Raw genomic sequence first — 16,083 nt, 5'->3', positions numbered from 1 at the left:
AGGAATTGGGTTAGTAAATTAAAATTTATCTCTATGTTAGCAACACTAAATGAGGAAAATACTATGCCATTAGTTAATGGAAAGATCCTGCTCGACCGAATTCGCGAAAAGAAAGTGCTGGCGGGTGCTTTTAATACCACGAACCTGGAAACCACAATTTCTATTCTGAATGCCATTGAACGATCGGGATTACCTAATTTTATTCAGATCGCGCCGACCAATGCCCAATTGTCAGGTTATGATTATATTTATGAAATTGTTAAGCGGCATGCCGATAAAATGGATGTCCCGGTAAGTTTGCATCTCGATCATGGTAAATCGCTGGATGATGTGAAACAGGCGGTGCGCGCTGGGTTCACCTCGGTGATGATTGATGGCGCGGCGTTTTCATTTGATGAAAATATTGCGTTTACGCGTGAAGCGGTTGATTTCTGCAAATTATTCGGTGTGCCTGTTGAAGCGGAACTCGGCGCCATTCTGGGTAAAGAAGACGATCATGTCAGCGAAGCCGACTGTAAAACCGAACCGGAAAAAGTAAAGGCGTTCGTCGAGCAAACCGGCTGCGACCTGCTCGCGGTCTCGGTGGGCAATGTCCATGGTTTGGACGATATTCCGCGTATCGATATTCCGTTGCTCCAGCGTATTGCCGCGGTGTCCCCGGTGCCGCTGGTTATTCATGGCGGTTCAGGTATTCATGAGGATATCCTGCGCAGCTTCGTCAATTACAATGTTGTCAAAGTGAATATCGCCAGCGACCTGCGAAAAGCGTTTATTACATCCGTGGGCAAAGCCTATGTTGATAATAACAATGAGGCTAACCTGGCCCGCGTAATGGCGCGCGCAAAATATGCGGTTGAAGAGGATGTCTACGCCAAAATCCTGATGATGAATAAAGGTCACCGCTATATTCGTAAAGCATCTTAAGGTTCACCGAAACCATCTGAGGATAGTATGATCAGGCAAAGCGTCAAAGTAATAAACAGTACGGGATTACATGCCCGCCCGGCGGCTTGTTTAGCCAAGATAGTAAAAAAATATCATTCATCACTTACCCTGATAAACAACGGGAAGGAAATCCCAATTAAAGGAATGATGAGTATATTAGGCGCCGGCGTGAAAGGAAATACCACGATTGATTTGCTGTGCGACGGTCAGGATGAGCATGAGTTTTTGGAGGAACTTAAAACGGAATTTGCCCGTGGCTTCGGTGAAAAAGATTAGTCATTTTAATCTTCAACTTGATGTGATTACCACTACTGCCGCATCTTCAACAAACTCGGGCGGGGTCATCCCGCCCAGGGCAGAATGGGGATGGTATTGATTATAGTGTACGCGCCAGGCTTCAATCTTGCACCGCGCATCGGCCAAGGACATGAACCATTTCTCATTCAGGCACCCCAGCCGGAGTCTGCCGTTGAACGACTCGACCGTCGCATTATCACCGCGCTGATGTTCGCCTGCCCAGAATGGGCGGGCGGGCAGTAAAGTTTCTTAATCATGAAGCGCCAGAATTTCCGCCGCTCCCATGGCATGGTCAAGACTGCTCAACCAGCCATGGCAGTTATAAAAATCATCGTCGGTCAGTTAGCTGTTCCATGGCGGCGCATCACTTTGCTGGATTTGATATTACATAGCTTCATTTCCTGTCATCCCCTATATCTCTCTACCCACGCGTGCATTCTATTATCGCTGCATGGGGTTGCTGCTGATAAGGTTGCAAAAAAGCCGTATCCTCGGCGGAGGTATTTTCCGCCCATATTAGCGGACGCCATAGTATATTGTTAAATCCAGCCGCGGCCAAGGTACTTTCAAGAGTATGAGCTGACCAATAGTAAGTTTGCAGGTCGATATCATAAGGCGGTTTATGAAGGTGCAACCCAACTTTGCTTCCATCAGCCCTGGCTTCTGTTTCAGTCAAACTGAAGCCGAATGGGAGGTAATACAACGGATCCGTATTGAAATCAGGGTGAAGTGGCAGAGTTATTAGTTTTCCGCCGGGCTTAAGCAGGGATGCAAAAGACATGAACAAAGTTGATAAATCTTCCAGGCTGTTGATATAAGGTATGACATAGATCGATAGTACAATATCAAAAGTGTTATTTAATGATTCATCAAGATGGGAAAGAAATGTGATACCCTTGGCATCCTTTTTTTCTTGATAAATGGCATGATCAAGCATACCTTTCGATATATCATAGCCAAATACCTCTTTAGCGCCATTATCTATCAGCCACCGCGCATAAAACCCCGGACCACAGCCGAAATCCATAATTCGCTTGCCGCTTAATTTTCCTAAATGAAACTTTATGGTGGGTGTTTCCAATTGTGTCCGATAGGGTTGAAGAGAAAAAGAATCATAAAGTTCAGCATATTCATCAAAAGTTGCGGGGTCAAAAGTGGTCGCGGACTCTTGGCCTATATTGTTGTCTTGAGAATTGGAATCACTCATTTGTCCTCCGTAAAGCCCTAGAAGGGTGTTACATTTTTTTAAACAGTAGGCATCTCTAATTGACAAGATAATATGATTTAACAGAATTCATTTTTCTGGTTCACCCGAAGAGCGACATGTTATAAACTTAATACCAGTGGAGACAATGATAATGTTCATGAATAACATAAATTTTTTTGATAAACATTTTGATCAAGGTATCAAGCCGGCCTGATTTACATCTTTATATATAGAAGACAGATAACGCATAGATAACATTCATATTAACTGAGAAGGGAAGCAAATCAATTGCCATTTTTGATGGGCCTGTGTCAAAAAAAGCAATTTCCATGACACCTGTGCTATCAAAGGTGAGTGAAGCCGCTTCATGTCCCGTTGATAACTGGCGGGTTGTCAGGCTGTGCGTCCAATTCAGGCACCGGGTCGACCCCATCTCCCGCCACGACCCCGGGGCTGTGACATTTGCCAGGATTATAGTTAAAGTTGAATCGGCCCCGGTCGCGCTAGCGATAGCGATAGCACGGGGCCTTTTTGCGCCGTCGGTTTACCAGCACCCGGTGGTGGGTGTTAAATATGTTCCGCAACCGGTGACGATCAGCGCCGGGATACCATCATTGACCCGCCCATGGGACTATGTTGGTCAAACGTGCGGTACTTGGCCGGCTGTCGCACCGTGCTGTGGCAACGCCACCCGAACACCCAGGGCAATCACGAGCGCAGCGAGCAGCATCACAGCGCCTGCGGCGATAAAGACGCCGGTGACGCCGCTAAAACCGAACACTATGCCGCCCACTGCGGCGCCGGCGGCTATTGACGATTGCACCGCCGCGACGACCATGCCGCCCGCGGTCTCCGCTTGATCGGGAACGGCACGCGCCACCCAGTTAGACCATGCCACCGGCACGCCGCCGAAGGCCAGCCCCCACAAAGCCACCAACAGCATCAGGCCTGTTTCGTGGACGGGGAGCCAGATCATGCCGAACGCCGCCACGCCCACCAGCACAGGCATCAATACCAACGTAGCGCGCAGGCTACGTTCCATCAGCCAGCCGGCCAGCAGCGTGCCGACGAAGTTAGCGACACCAAACCCCAGAAGCATCAGAGACAAACCGTCAGCATCAATAGGGGCCACGCTTTCCAGCGCGGGGCGGATATAGGTGAACAAGGCATACTGGCCCGTATGAGCCAGCACGCAGCCCATCATCCCGATCCCAATGCCTGGGCGGCGGAGCAATTCCAGAACCGATGCGGTGCGCGCCATCTTGCGCGCAGTCATGCGGGGCAGCGTGAACAATTGGAAGACAAGTGTTAACCCGCCAACACCCGCCGCCGCCACAAATGCACTGCGCCAGCCATAGAGTCCCCCCAGGTAGCTTCCCAACGGCACAGAAACCACCGTCCCGATCGCAATGCCGCTGAAGATGATGGATAGCGCCCGCGGCACTGATTTCGCAGGCACCAGCCGCATAGCCACGGCTGCCGCCATGCTCCAAAAACCGCCCAACGCGATGCCCAGCAAAATACGCATCACCAGTAACACTGTCAGGCTGGAGGACAACGCCACAAGCAAGTTGGAGGCGATCATCAGCACGGTAAAAGCCAACAAGACGACGCGCCGGTCAAACCTACGCGTCAGACCGGGCACCAGCAGCCCGGCAAACAGGGCGATGACGGCGGTTACCGTCACCGCTTGGCCGGCAAGCGCCTCCGACACGCCGAGATCGGCTGCCATTGGCGTCAACAGGCTGGCGGGTAGATACTCCGCCGTCAGCAACCCGAACACACCCATCGCCAATGAAAACACGGCCATCCACGCGGGTGCCGCAGGCGCTACGCCGGCCGCACTGCCTGTGTTGGCGGTGGGTCGGCCATCAAAAACGTCATTACTCATCTCGAACATCCCTGGCTATTGGTTGTAGCCGCAAGTCTAGCGGCGCAACACAGGATGATCTATGATGCTAAGTCTTGATGTTTTGCTCGAAACGCCGAAAATGACTGAACAAGAACAATTTGCCCTATCGTCAGATCTCATCAGCGAACTGCTGACCGGCATGCGCCTGCAGGGTGTTCAGTACCGTCGCATCCAGACCGGCCCCACCTTTGGCCTGGGTTTCGATGCCAGGCCGGGACATGCTTACTTCCATTTCCTGGCCGTCGGCAATGCCGTACTGCGCACCGATGATGGTACATTGCATGCATTGTCTGCGGGTAGCGCCGTGTTCATGCCTCAAGGCGAGGCTCATCAACTGCTGTCCGCGGCCGAAGTTTCATTTCAGGACATCGGCATGTTCGACGCGGCGCCCCTCGGCGAGGCCGTGAGCGGGGTGAACACATGCCCCAGTACGCATGCTACGCCCAGTGCGGTTCTCTTTTACGGCTGCATGGAGTTCGATCTCGGCGCCATGCAGGGACTCGGCAAAATGATGCCAAGCGTCATGGTGGCTGACACACAAGAGCAGCGCTACCCTGGTTTGCTGGCGATTCTTGACGCAATGAAACGTGAAATCTGCGCAGGCCGCATCGGCTTCGCCGGTATTCTGGCCCGGCTCGCTGAGGTGGCAGGAGCCATGATCGTGCGCGGCTGGATCGAATGCGGTTGTGAGAACGCCTCTGGTCTTGTCGCGGCATTGCGTGATCCGCGCCTGGCCCGCGCCATATTGGCGTTGCACCGCCAGCCTGGCCGTGCATGGACAGTTACAGCGTTGGCCGCGGAGTCGCATGTCTCTCGTTCTGTCTTCGCGCAACGCTTTCACGCCACCATCGGGATGCCGCCCCTGCGCTATGCCACGGAGCTGAGGATGCGTCTTGCCAGTCAATGGCTGCTTCACGAGAGATTGTCCATCGACGCCGTCGCCCAGCGTCTCGGCTACACCTCTCAAGCTGCATTCAGTCGCGCCTTCAAGCGCGTCATCGGCCAGCCGCCGGGCGCCAGTCGGCATCGGCTTACATAAGCAAGCGCTTTGGCCGCACTGGACTGACGTTATTTGCGCCGCGCGCACGCTAGGATAAGGCGGACTTTGATCGCGGGTGGAGACCAGACATCAGGTATCATACTCATCACATAAGCGTGATTTCCGTCGCAAATTCAATATAAGAAGAAAATTTTTTGACTTTTATATATAAAAATCATTATGCATCTTTACGCGATTAACTCTCTGAATCAAATACTCTTTATTCGCACAACGCCTCTCAGACAATCACCGGATTTTTATATATAAAAGTCCGAGATGCGCCCTCGCACTGAAATGCCTTTTTTATCGCAAAACCGAAAAAAAGAGTGATGCCGCCCCCAGGTTGACTTGATCGGCAAGCCTCCTAGAATCCGTCATTATGTCAACACATTGAAGCCAAGATAACAGGTCGGCACGTGATAAAGACCAGTCATGATAGGCGGATAACCACGGGCGCCATTGCGCGAAACAGAGTGCATAAACGATGACGAACAAGAGACGAAGCCAGGAATGGTTTGGACGAACGGATAAATCCGGTTTTATCGCCCGCAGCTGGTTGAAAAACCAAGGCTTGCCAAACGATGTGTTTGACGGCCGGCCGGTTATCGGCATTTGTAATACGTGGTCGGAGCTCACGCCATGTAATGCGCATTTGCGCGACCTGGCCGACCAGGTAAAACAGGGCGTGCTGGAAGCCGGCGGCATCGCGTTCGAATTCCCGGTGATGTCCCTGGGCGAAGCGCTCATGAAGCCCACCACCATGTTATTTCGCAATCTTGCCAGCATGGACGTGGAAGAAACGATCCGCGCCAATCCCATAGACGGGGTGGTGCTGCTGGTCAATTGCGATAAAACCACGCCCGCCTGCCTGATGGGCGCCGCCAGCGTCGATCTGCCCACCATCGTGGTCAGCGGCGGCCCGATGCTTAACGGCAAACACCATGGCAAAGATCTGGGTTCCGGCACCGATCTGTGGAAATTCAGCGAAGATTTGCGCGCGCAAAAAATCACCCAGGAAGAGTTTAATCAGGCGGAAAACAGCATGTCCCGCAGCCCCGGCGCCTGCAACACCATGGGCACCGCCTCCACCCTCGCCTGCATGGTGGAGGCCCTGGGCCTGACGCTGCCGGGGGGCGCCGCCATTCCGGCGGTGGATGCCAACCGCCGGCGCCTGTCGCGCCTCGCCGGCCGGCGCATGGTGGCCATGGTCAAGCAAGACCAGCGGCTATCGCAGATCCTGACGCGGCAAGCATTTGAAAACGCCATCGTGGTCAACGCGGCGATCGGCGGCTCGACCAATTTTATCCTGCACCTGCTGGCCATTGCCGGACGGCTGGGGGTGGAATTGACGCTGGATGACTTTGATCGCCTCAGCCAACACGTGCCGCTGCTGGCTAACCTGAAACCCTCGGGCGACTACCTGATGGAAGATTTTTATTACGCCGGCGGGGTACCGGCGGTCATCGGCCAGTTGGCGCACCGGCTGCACGGCGAGGTGATACAAGCCAACGGCCTGTGCCTGGCGGATAACTACCGTGGCGGCCGCAGTTATAACAATGCGGTGATCGCCGATGCCGCCGCCCCGGTGCAAGAAGACGCCGGCACCGTGGTGTTGCGCGGCAATCTCGCCCCCGACGGCGCAATAATCAAGCCCTCCGCCGCTTCACCTGATCTGTTGTGCCATACCGGACGGGCGTTCGTATTCGAGAATATCGAACACTATAACGCGGTGATTAACGATTTGACCCTGCCGGTGGAAAAAGACGACATCCTGGTGATGAAAGGCGCCGGCCCGCGCGGCTATCCGGGAATGCCCGAGGTAGGCAATTTCGGCTTGCCGAAAAAACTTTTGCTCGAAGGTGTGCGGGATATGGTGCGCATCTCCGACGGACGCATGTCCGGCACCGCTTTCGGCACTATTGTCCTGCACGTCAGCCCGGAATCGGAGATTGGCGGCACGCTGGCCCTGGTGCAGACCGGCGATTTTATCGAGCTGAACGCCCGGGAAAAAATCCTGCATTTGCGCGTGTCCGAGGATGAGCTGGCCCGGCGCCGGCAGCGCTGGACGCCGACGCTGCCCGCCATCACGCGCGGCTATGCCAGTTTATATATCGCGACCGTGCAGCAGGCTCATCTCGGCGCCGATCTGGACTTCCTGGTAGGTCACTCCGGCGATCATATCGACCGGGAACCGCACCCCGAGTAGCGCCTGCGTATTACCCTCAGCCCAGGCCGCCATGACGGCGACCATTCCAACCCTTGCACTTGATGATGAATCGACTGGAGAGAACGATGAAAAACCATTGGCCTGATGATGCCGCCCTGTTTGCCCTGGCGCGTGAAAAATTATTCGTGGCGTTGGTGGGCGATATCCTGGATACCATGGGTTTGCAGCACCAGTATTTACATCCGCACTTGAAACCCGTCGATCCCGCCGCGGTGATCCTCGGTCGCGCCATGCCGGTACTGGAAGCGGATTTTTTCGATACGCAATATGAGGGTCATAATCCCCTGAGCGCCCAGCCATTCGGCCTGATGTTCCAGGCCCTGGACGACCTGCAAAAGGACGAGGTTTACATTTGCGCCGGCGGTTCCCATCGCTATGCCCAATTTGGCGGATTAATGGCGACCCGCGCCCTTTATTGCGGCGCCGCGGGCGCGGTCGTTCACGGTTTTCACCGCGATACCAACGAAATTCTGAAATTACGGTTTCCGGTAGCGTCTTTCGGCAGTTATGCGCAGGATCAAGGGCCGCGCGGCAAAGTGGTGGACTGGCGGGTACCGATAGAATTGGACGGCATCAAAGTGATGCCCGGCGACGTCATTTACGGGGACCGCGACGGCGTACTGGTGGTGCCTGCCGCCGCAGTGGACGATGCGTTCCACGGCGCATTCGAGAAAGCCAAAGGCGAAAATAACGTATTGGAGGCGTTACGGCAAGGTATGCGCACCACCGATGCCTTTGCGAAATTCGGCATTATGTAGCCGCCGCTTATTGCGGTAAGCCTATCCTTCTGCGAGACAATAAGCGGTTCACTGGGTGCCCTCACCTTTTATTGCCTGGAGTCTGAAAAATGGAAAGTCATATCCACCTCGAAGAAAAGGCGCTGATGAAAAAAATAAGCGTCAAAATTATCCCTCTAATGTTATTAATGTATATTATTGCTTATATCGACCGGCAGAATATCGGTTTTGCCAAATTACATATGGTTGATAGCCTGGGCTTAAGCGAAACCGCCTTTGGCCTGGGCGCATCGCTATTTTTTATCGGTTATTTATTTTTTGAAATTCCAAGCAATATCTTTTTGCATAAAATAGGTCCGCGTATTTGGTTTGCCCGCATCATGATCACGTGGGGTATCATTACCATTCTGCTGGCTTTTACCACCAGCGCCACCATGTTTTATATCTTACGGTTTTTAATCGGCGCGGCCGAGGCAGGACTGTATCCCGGTTTGCTTTATTATATGACCCGCTGGTTCCCGCTTGAATATCGGCCAAAAGTCGTCAGCTATCTCATTATGGCCAGCCTGTTTGCCAATCTGGTCGGCGCCCCGCTCAACGGGATGTTGCTCAGCATGCACGGCGTACTGGGGCTTGACGGCTGGCAGTGGATTTTTATCGGCACCGGCGTGCCGGCGGTGCTGTTGATTATTCCGGTCGTGATGTTTTTAGCCGAAACCCCTGAAAAAGCCAACTTCCTGGACGAAACGGAAAAGCGCTGGCTGGTCAACCGTCTCGACCTTGAGCGCGAGGCCCATCAGGATCATCGCATAACCGGCGTATTGCAGACGTTGATCGACCGCCGCGTCCTTCTGCTGGCGTTGGTGCTTGGGTTTATTTCCTTTGGCGCCTACGGCTTGAGCTACTGGATGCCCACTATCGTCAAAGGATTCGGCGTATCCGACTTGCATAATGGCTTTATTAATATGCTGCCCTGGCTGATGTCGATTCTGCTGCTGTGGTGGTTAACCGCGAAACCGGGTCGCACCGCCAGCCCGGTGCTCAACATTGCGCTGCCGATGTTCGTCGCGGCGGTGTTCCTGGTGGCCAGCGCCTGGTTTATCAACACGCCCGTACTGAGTTTTTTCTCGATTACCCTGGTGATAATGGCGATATTTTCCATCCAGCCGTGCTTTTGGAACCTGACGCGTTTTCTGAGCGGCAGCGCCGCGGCAGCCGGGCTGGCCGCCATCAATTCCCTGGCCAACCTGGGCGGATTTTTTGCGCAGAATACGGTTCCGGCGATCCGTGATATGACCGGCAGCAGCAGCGCCCCTATGTATTACCTCGGCGTTTGCATGGCCGTCGGCGGCGTGGTCACCTTGCTGGTTATCCGCTATTTGCGCCGCAGCGAAACGCCGCAAAAAGCCACCGAACGGGCGGATATCATCCCGCGCTAGGCGCGGCGCCCTACTGCTGCGATTCTTGCCCGCGCGGATAGCAGCAGTTATTTTTGACAGCGCCAGCGGGGTTACCTAAGGTAGGATTTATCCTTTTGCGCCTGATAACCGAAAGCCACCATGAATACGCCCAGCCAGGAATACAAAGCGCCGGCCCTCACTCGCGGACTTAAAATTATCGAATACTTCGCCAAAACCGGGGCGCCGAAAAGTATGGGGCAATTGGCGGCTGAACTAGGGCTGTCATTCAATCACATTTATCGCATCGTGCAGTGCCTGTCGGCAGAAGGCTATTTGTATCAAGATGCCGCCCGGCTTTACCATCTGACCGATAAGGTGCAAGTCAAATACGCCGTCAGTCCAATCCAGCAATTCGCCCTTTCCGAGCAGTGCCAGCGCCTGATGCGCGATTTCTGCTGGCAAACCAATCAGCCCTGCCACTTAGCCTCGTTGAAGGAAGATGATTTTGTGGTGCTGGCGCATGCTTATCCTGAATTCTCCCCCGCCATTGGCGCCCGCGCAGGGGCTACCCTGAATGCGGTCAAATCCAGCTCGGCGTTGTTGTTCCTGGCAATGGCCTCCGACCAGGCCGCCCTGCGCCTTATTCGTCATGCCCCGCTGGGACCGGAACTGCGGGCCAACCTGCATCAACAATTAGCGCAAATCGGCGAGCAAGGATTTTCCGAGATCAAACACGATCGGATAATCGGCCTGACATCGGTTTCGTTTCCTGTTTTGGGCCATGACGACCGGGCCGAGGCGGTGATAACCTGCCCCTATTTTGATCATGTGCCCGGTGATTATGATGAACTCAAAAAAAGCTTGCGCGAACTGGCCTCGGCATTAACCCAAATGTATCGCCGATAGACATCCCGGTCCTACTTTTAAGCGGCTTTTTAAGGGCCATCCAGGACCCATTCCGGCGCGATAGAGAATTGCCCCACATGCCTCAATCCGACAATGTTATCCAGCAAGCCAAACCCCGCTGAACGCTGAAGGGAAGGTGCGGTCCCTATAACATCACTTTTGCCGCCATTTCCCTGCTGTAATTGCGGCTGGCATCGACCAGCACGCGGGTGTAATCCTGCTGAATATCGCCGCGCAGCAGCGCGTCGGTTTCCAGCGTTTCGAGGATTTTGCCGTATTGCATGACGGCAACACGCTGGCAGAGGTGGGCGATGACGCCCAGATCATGCGTCACCATCAAATAGGTCAGCCCTTCCTCTTTCTGCAGGTCGAACAACAAATTGAGGATTTCCGCCTGCACCGACACATCCAGCGCCGAAGTCGGTTCGTCAAGCAGCAGTACGCGCGGCTTGAGGATCAGCGCGCGGGCGATAGCGACACGCTGCCGCTGGCCACCGGAAAGCTGATGCGGATACCGCCGGCGGAACGCGCGGTTCAGACCGACTTTGTCCAGGATAATGTTAATCCGCCGATCACGCTGATCGATACGGTGGATTTGCAACGGCTCCTCAACAATATCGCCGATCGTGTGACGGGGATGCAGCGAGCCATAGGGATCCTGAAACACCATTTGCACCAGACGGCAGCGGTCGCGGCCAATGCGGTGCTGGAGCGGCTGACCGTCGATTTCCAGCTCACCGCGCCAATGGGTAAACAGCCCGGCGAGACATTTCAGCACCGTGGTTTTCCCGGAGCCCGACTCCCCCACCAGCCCGAAGATTTCTCCTTCACGGACATCGATATTCACCTCCGTCAGTACCTGGGTGGTTTTCGCGCCTTCACCGAACGCAAGATTCAGATTGCGCACGTCGATCATGGTTTTCGTTTGCATTTCGGCTCCTTAATCGGTAAGCCAACTGGCCTGACGGTGCATCACCGGCAGCGGATAACGACGGTTATCCATGTCCGGCAGCGCGCTAAGCAAACCGCGCGTATAGGGATGCCGCGCATTATCCAGATCGGTGGCGGCAATCGACTCCACAATGCGTCCGGCATACATCACCAGCACGCGGTCGCAGAAGCTGCGCACCAGATTGATGTCATGGCTGATAAAAATCAGTCCCAGTCCACGGGTTTTCACCAGATCGTCGAGCAGCGCCAGCACCTGTAAACGCACCGAGACGTCCAGCGCGGAGGTCGGCTCATCGGCAATCACCATTTCCGGGTCAGTGATAAGCATCATGGCGATCATGATGCGCTGCCCCTGCCCGCCTGAAATCTCATGCGGATACAGATGATAAACACGTTGCGGATCGCGGATGCGCACCACATCGAGCATATTGAGCACTTTGCTTTTCGCCTCCCGATAGGAACAGGTGTGATGCGAACGCCACGCTTCGGCAATTTGATCGCCGACGCACAGTACCGGATTGAGCGAGTATTTCGGGTCCTGCATAATCATCGATATGCGTTTCCCGCGCACCCGCCGCATCTGCCGCGGGCTGGCGTTAAGCAAATCGATATCACCGAACTGCATTTTTTCAGCGGTAATGCGTGCTTTTGCCGGATGAAGCTGCAACAGCGCCCGTCCGACGGTGGATTTGCCCGAACCGGATTCACCGACAATCGCCAGTTTTTCCCGCCCGAGTTGGAAGGAAACGCCGCGCACCGCCTGCGTTTCCTGACGTCCATTGACAAAGCTGACGTGCAGATCGCGCACATCGAGTAACGCCGGGGCGTCATTCACTACGGGGATCGAGGATGTCACGCAGGCCATCTCCTAAAAAGTTGAACGCCAGGCTGTTAATCATGATCGCCAGACCGGGAAAGGTCGCAACCCACCAACACTCCATCATGTACGTCCGGCCACTGGAAATCATTGCGCCCCACTCGGGATCGGGCGGCTGCGCGCCCAGGCCGAGGAACCCCAGGCCCGCGGCGGTGAGAATAATTCCCGCCATGTTCATGGTGATACGGATAATGACCGACGGCAGACACAGCGGCACAATGTGGCGCCACAACACCCGCGCCGGGGATGCGCCCAGCAAACGCACCGCCGAGATAAAATCGGCCTGGCGCAGCGAGAGCGTTTCAGCGCGGGCCAGGCGCGCAATCGGCGGCCAGGCGGTGAGCGTAATGGCGATCACCACATGTTCCAGCCCCGGGCCGAGCGCGGCGACAAACGCCAGCGCCAGCACCAGGCTCGGAAAGGAGATGAAAATATCCGTCACCCGCATCAGCACCATATCCGTTTTACCGCCGAAATAACCCGCGGTGACGCCGAGCAGCAACCCGAGCGGCCCGACGGTGACGGAGACCAGCAGCACGATATACAGCGTGATGCGCGAGCCGTAAACCAGCCGGCTGAAGATATCGCGGCCAAACTCATCGGTGCCAAACCAATGCGCCGCCGACGGCGGGCTGAGCGCGTTATTCAGGTCCTGCACCAGCGGATGGAAGGGCGCGATCCAGGGTGCGAAGAGCGCCACAACCATCAGCAGCAGAACAATGGCGCCGCCGATAGCCGTCAGCGGGTTGCTCGCCATCCGCCACAAAAAATTGCCGATGCGGCCCAACGCCTGCTTCACGCGCCGGCGTTTTTCATCACCGGCGCTGAGCGCCGCAGAATCAAGGGATATCGTCATACTTTTGTCCTCGGGTCAAAAACCTGGTACAGCAGGTCAGAGAGCAGATTCAGCATCACGAAAATTAAACCGACCACCAGCACGCAGCCCATCACCGCGTTCATGTCGCCAAGCATCAGGCTGCTGGTGAGATACGAACCGAAGCCCGGCCAGGAGAAAACCGTTTCAATCAGCACCGCGCCTTCGAGCAGCGAGCCGTAAGCCAGCGCAACCACGGTCAGCAACTGGACCAGAATATTGCGGAACGCGTGATTCCACAGCACATGCCATTCGCTCAGGCCTTTCACCCGGGCGGTGATAATGAATTCCTGCGATAGCTGCGCCAGCATAAAGCTACGCGTCATGCGGCTGATATAGGCCAGCGAGTGAAAGCCGAGTAACGACGCAGGCAGGATCAGGTGATTCAGCGCGTCGCGAAATACCGTCCCGTTGCCGGCAATCAGCGCGTCGATCAGCATAAAACCGCTGTGGCGCGTGACCTGTCCGTCGAGGCTGAAATCCAGCCGGCCCGCACCGCCCACCCAACCGAGCCAGGCGTAAAACACCAGCAGCCCCATCATCCCGACCCAGAATATCGGCGTGGAATAGCCGGCCAGGCTGATAATCCGCACGACGTAATCCGCAATGCTGTTGCGTTTTGCCGCTGCCAGCACGCCCAGAGGAATGCCGACGCCGGCACCGAGAATGATCGCCAGCGTCGCCAGTTCCATGGTGGCCGGGAACACGCGCAAAATGTCCCGCGTCACCGGCTTGCCGGTCAGCAGCGCATTGCCCAAATCACCGTGCGCCAGGCCGGAAAGGTAAATGCCGAATTGTGTCCACAGCGGTTTATCAAAACCGAGCTGATGGTAAACCTGTTGATAAGTGCTGTGGTCGGCGTCGGGGCCGACAATCGCCAGCACCGGATCCACCGGCATTACGCGGCCAATAAAAAACGTCAGCAGCAGCAGGCCGAACAACGTCACCAAGACCTGGAGCAGGCGTTTGCCGATCCGCCCCGCGGGGAAAGGCGCGCGCGCGGTTTGCTTTGTAACCGGCGCCGGAATGGGCATGGTCATAATCCCTTCCCTCCGGCTGGCTGCGCACCCGGCGACACAGGCTGCCGGCTCTCGTCTTTATAGACATCGCGCAAAAAGGTGGTGGCCGACGGATGCGGCAGATAGTTTTTGACGTCCCTGCGCACCACGATGGAATCGATCATTTGCGAAACCGGCACCAGCGCCGGGATCAGGGCGTCGTAGCGTTCCTGAATGGCAAAGTACTCCTGCTTTTGTTTTTCAGGATCACGTTCCAGCAGCGCCCGGTCGATGTCTGTATTGAGCTGTTTATCGTAAAAACCCGTGCGCCAGCCCTGGAAATTGGTGAGACGCGCCGCGTCGCTGTTATCCGGGTTATAGACCAGCGCGCGCAGGCTGGAATGCGGATGCGGTTCCACACCGCTGCCGCCGCGCCCGACCAGCATGGCGAACTTGCGTTCACGCATGGCGCCGTAGATCTGGTTGCCGGTGCCGGTGACTATTTTGGCGCGTATCCCCGCCTGCATCAGCGTGGACTGTACGGCAATCGCGATATTGAGAAACGGCTGATCGGCCAGCACCCGCAGCGTGGTATCAAAGCCGTCGGGATAACCGGCATCGGCCAGCAACGCTTTGGCGCGCGGGATATCCAGTTTGTAGCCCGGATCCGGCAGGGTTGCCGGCATGCCCACCTGGATCGGCCGCTGGTGCACAATGCCGTAACCGGTCATCAGCGCTTTACCGATGCCCTGATAATCGATGAGATAGCGCACCGCTTCGCGTACTTTCGCGTTGGCGAAATGCGGATCTTTCATGCTCATCGCCACGTAATAAATCGTGCCTTTCTTTACCTGCTCGACAACCAGCGCCGGGTCGTGGCTGAGCGCGTTGACATCGGCAACCGCCATGTTATTGGCGATATCCAGGTCGCCCTTTTCAATCATCAAACGCAGTGTTTGCGATTCCTGAAAATGGCGGAACACCACGCGGGATAGCCGTGGATTTCCGCGCCAGTACTGCGGGTTGCGGCTCATATTCAGCACGTCTTTGGCCTGCCACCCGTCGAGGCGAAACGGGCCGGAACCCGCTTCATTGGTGGTTAGCCAGCGGTTGCCCCAATCGCCGTTCACCTCGTGGGCCTGCACCGTTTTGCGATCCAACGCCACCACGCTGCCGAGCGCGGCCAGCGAATAGATCACCAGTTTCGGGTCATTCGGTTTCGGCAGTTGGATTTCAACGGTATCAGGCGACGGCGCGCGTACCATTTCATCGACGTTATCTTTGCTGAATCCATAGGATTTCCATACCGATGCCTGCGCCAGGTTCAAATGCAAAATGCGGCGCATCGACCACACCACATCGTCTGCGGTGACCGGATTGCCGGAGTGGAATGTCACGCCTGCGCGCAGATGGAACGTCAGAAGATTGCCGGCATCGTTGACCTGCCACGAGGTCGCCAGCGCAGGACGCACATGCGTCAGCTGTTGCGGATCGAGCTCAATGAGCGGGTCATAAAGGTTGACCACGATACCGACGATATCATTACCGGTCATCGCTGCCGGATCGAGCGTCAGCAGGTTGTTCATATTCATGCCGACGATCAGCTGGTCGGGCGGCGTTTTCGCCTGCGCCGTCCAGCAGCTCATCATCAGCAGGAGCGCGAATAACCACGCCCCGGGGGGTGTGCCAGTGTTCATGATGTACCTTCCGGGT

14 protein-coding genes and 1 pseudogene are annotated in these 16,083 nt (G+C 55.7%); 7 read left to right on the top strand and 8 right to left on the bottom strand.

What is annotated here, in order from left to right; genetic code table 11:
- Nucleotides 1-63: 63 nt before the first annotated feature.
- Both ACL2XN_RS04200 and ACL2XN_RS04195 read left to right on the top strand, forming a co-directional pair.
- Nucleotides 64-924, top strand: coding sequence for a class II aldolase (locus tag ACL2XN_RS04200; protein WP_410014823.1), 861 nt, complete (start codon nt 64-66; stop codon nt 922-924).
- Between the two features lie 27 nt (nt 925-951).
- The gene (locus tag ACL2XN_RS04195) at nt 952-1,221 is read left to right on the top strand and encodes an HPr family phosphocarrier protein (protein ID WP_410014822.1); all 270 of its coding nucleotides are present in this window, start codon (nt 952-954) and stop codon (nt 1,219-1,221) included.
- A gap of 12 nt (nt 1,222-1,233) precedes the next feature.
- Here the strand turns inward: ACL2XN_RS04195 and ACL2XN_RS04190 are convergent.
- The 3 genes and pseudogenes from ACL2XN_RS04190 to ACL2XN_RS04180 form a co-directional block, all read right to left on the bottom strand.
- Nucleotides 1,234-1,440, bottom strand: a pseudogene (locus ACL2XN_RS04190) (integrase core domain-containing protein); the annotation flags it as partial.
- A gap of 223 nt (nt 1,441-1,663) precedes the next feature.
- A complete protein-coding gene (locus tag ACL2XN_RS04185; protein ID WP_413728227.1) occupies nt 1,664-2,449 on the bottom strand; it encodes a class I SAM-dependent methyltransferase in 786 nt (261 codons plus the stop codon).
- A 640-nt stretch (nt 2,450-3,089) separates the two neighbouring features.
- A complete protein-coding gene (locus ACL2XN_RS04180; RefSeq protein ID WP_413731064.1) occupies nt 3,090-4,259 on the bottom strand; it encodes an MFS transporter in 1,170 nt (389 codons plus the stop codon).
- Nucleotides 4,260-4,401: 142 nt separating this feature from the next.
- Between ACL2XN_RS04180 and ACL2XN_RS04175 the strand changes: the two genes are divergently transcribed.
- The 5 genes from ACL2XN_RS04175 (at nt 4,402) to ACL2XN_RS04155 (ending at nt 10,670) form a co-directional block, all read left to right on the top strand.
- Nucleotides 4,402-5,400 carry an AraC family transcriptional regulator gene (locus ACL2XN_RS04175; protein ID WP_413722961.1) on the top strand — a complete coding sequence of 333 codons (999 nt, stop codon included), beginning with the start codon at nt 4,402-4,404 and terminating at the stop codon, nt 5,398-5,400.
- A gap of 484 nt (nt 5,401-5,884) precedes the next feature.
- A complete protein-coding gene (locus ACL2XN_RS04170) occupies nt 5,885-7,606 on the top strand; it encodes an IlvD/Edd family dehydratase (RefSeq protein WP_413730358.1) in 1,722 nt (573 codons plus the stop codon).
- Between the two features lie 86 nt (nt 7,607-7,692).
- Complete coding sequence (locus ACL2XN_RS04165; protein ID WP_413730357.1) at nt 7,693-8,385, top strand: RraA family protein; 693 nt, start codon at nt 7,693-7,695, stop codon at nt 8,383-8,385.
- Nucleotides 8,386-8,474: 89 nt separating this feature from the next.
- Complete coding sequence (locus tag ACL2XN_RS04160; RefSeq protein WP_413730356.1) at nt 8,475-9,803, top strand: MFS transporter; 1,329 nt, start codon at nt 8,475-8,477, stop codon at nt 9,801-9,803.
- 120 nt (nt 9,804-9,923) lie between these two features.
- Nucleotides 9,924-10,670, top strand: coding sequence for an IclR family transcriptional regulator (locus ACL2XN_RS04155; RefSeq protein WP_413730355.1), 747 nt, complete (start codon nt 9,924-9,926; stop codon nt 10,668-10,670).
- A 145-nt stretch (nt 10,671-10,815) separates the two neighbouring features.
- On the opposite strand, the gene ACL2XN_RS04150 is transcribed toward ACL2XN_RS04155, so the two are convergent.
- From ACL2XN_RS04150 to ACL2XN_RS04130, 5 genes are read right to left on the bottom strand one after another with little or no spacing between them, the layout of a single operon-like run.
- A complete protein-coding gene (locus tag ACL2XN_RS04150) occupies nt 10,816-11,586 on the bottom strand; it encodes an ABC transporter ATP-binding protein (RefSeq protein ID WP_413731063.1) in 771 nt (256 codons plus the stop codon).
- 24 nt (nt 11,587-11,610) lie between these two features.
- The gene (locus ACL2XN_RS04145; RefSeq protein ID WP_410014815.1) at nt 11,611-12,477 is read right to left on the bottom strand and encodes an ABC transporter ATP-binding protein; all 867 of its coding nucleotides are present in this window, start codon (nt 12,475-12,477) and stop codon (nt 11,611-11,613) included.
- Nucleotides 12,449-13,354, bottom strand: coding sequence for an ABC transporter permease (locus tag ACL2XN_RS04140; protein WP_413730354.1), 906 nt, complete (start codon nt 13,352-13,354; stop codon nt 12,449-12,451). Before ACL2XN_RS04140 ends, ACL2XN_RS04145 begins: the two co-directional genes overlap by 29 nt.
- The gene (locus ACL2XN_RS04135; protein ID WP_413731062.1) at nt 13,351-14,406 is read right to left on the bottom strand and encodes an ABC transporter permease; all 1,056 of its coding nucleotides are present in this window, start codon (nt 14,404-14,406) and stop codon (nt 13,351-13,353) included. Before ACL2XN_RS04135 ends, ACL2XN_RS04140 begins: the two co-directional genes overlap by 4 nt.
- 2 nt (nt 14,407-14,408) lie before the next feature.
- The gene (locus ACL2XN_RS04130) at nt 14,409-16,067 is read right to left on the bottom strand and encodes an ABC transporter substrate-binding protein (protein WP_410014813.1); all 1,659 of its coding nucleotides are present in this window, start codon (nt 16,065-16,067) and stop codon (nt 14,409-14,411) included.
- Between the last annotated feature and the right edge of the window lie 16 nt (nt 16,068-16,083).

It is taken from the genome of Sodalis sp. RH22 (assembly GCF_047324165.1).
In the GTDB taxonomy this organism is placed as follows: domain Bacteria; phylum Pseudomonadota; class Gammaproteobacteria; order Enterobacterales; family Enterobacteriaceae; genus Acerihabitans.
The sequence above is the reverse complement of the archived record's forward strand: the minus strand, read 5'-3'. Positions and strand labels throughout refer to the sequence as shown.

Bases quoted from the DNA above. Each gene is read 5' to 3' on its own strand.
- ACL2XN_RS04135 (WP_413731062.1), bottom strand. From the start codon at position 14,406: ATGCCCATTCCGGCGCCGGTTACAAAGCAAACCGCGCGCGCGCCTTTC.
- ACL2XN_RS04165 (WP_413730357.1), top strand. From the start codon at position 7,693: ATGAAAAACCATTGGCCTGATGATGCCGCCCTGTTTGCCCTGGCGCGT.
- ACL2XN_RS04185 (WP_413728227.1), bottom strand. From the start codon at position 2,449: ATGAGTGATTCCAATTCTCAAGACAACAATATAGGCCAAGAGTCCGCG.
- ACL2XN_RS04180 (WP_413731064.1), bottom strand. From the start codon at position 4,259: ATGGCCGTGTTTTCATTGGCGATGGGTGTGTTCGGGTTGCTGACGGCG.
- ACL2XN_RS04175 (WP_413722961.1), top strand. From the start codon at position 4,402: ATGATGCTAAGTCTTGATGTTTTGCTCGAAACGCCGAAAATGACTGAA.
- ACL2XN_RS04150 (WP_413731063.1), bottom strand. From the start codon at position 11,586: ATGATCGACGTGCGCAATCTGAATCTTGCGTTCGGTGAAGGCGCGAAA.
- ACL2XN_RS04140 (WP_413730354.1), bottom strand. From the start codon at position 13,354: ATGACGATATCCCTTGATTCTGCGGCGCTCAGCGCCGGTGATGAAAAA.
- ACL2XN_RS04200 (WP_410014823.1), top strand. From the start codon at position 64: ATGCCATTAGTTAATGGAAAGATCCTGCTCGACCGAATTCGCGAAAAG.
- ACL2XN_RS04155 (WP_413730355.1), top strand. From the start codon at position 9,924: ATGAATACGCCCAGCCAGGAATACAAAGCGCCGGCCCTCACTCGCGGA.
- ACL2XN_RS04195 (WP_410014822.1), top strand. From the start codon at position 952: ATGATCAGGCAAAGCGTCAAAGTAATAAACAGTACGGGATTACATGCC.
- ACL2XN_RS04160 (WP_413730356.1), top strand. From the start codon at position 8,475: ATGGAAAGTCATATCCACCTCGAAGAAAAGGCGCTGATGAAAAAAATA.
- ACL2XN_RS04130 (WP_410014813.1), bottom strand. From the start codon at position 16,067: ATGAACACTGGCACACCCCCCGGGGCGTGGTTATTCGCGCTCCTGCTG.
- ACL2XN_RS04170 (WP_413730358.1), top strand. From the start codon at position 5,885: ATGACGAACAAGAGACGAAGCCAGGAATGGTTTGGACGAACGGATAAA.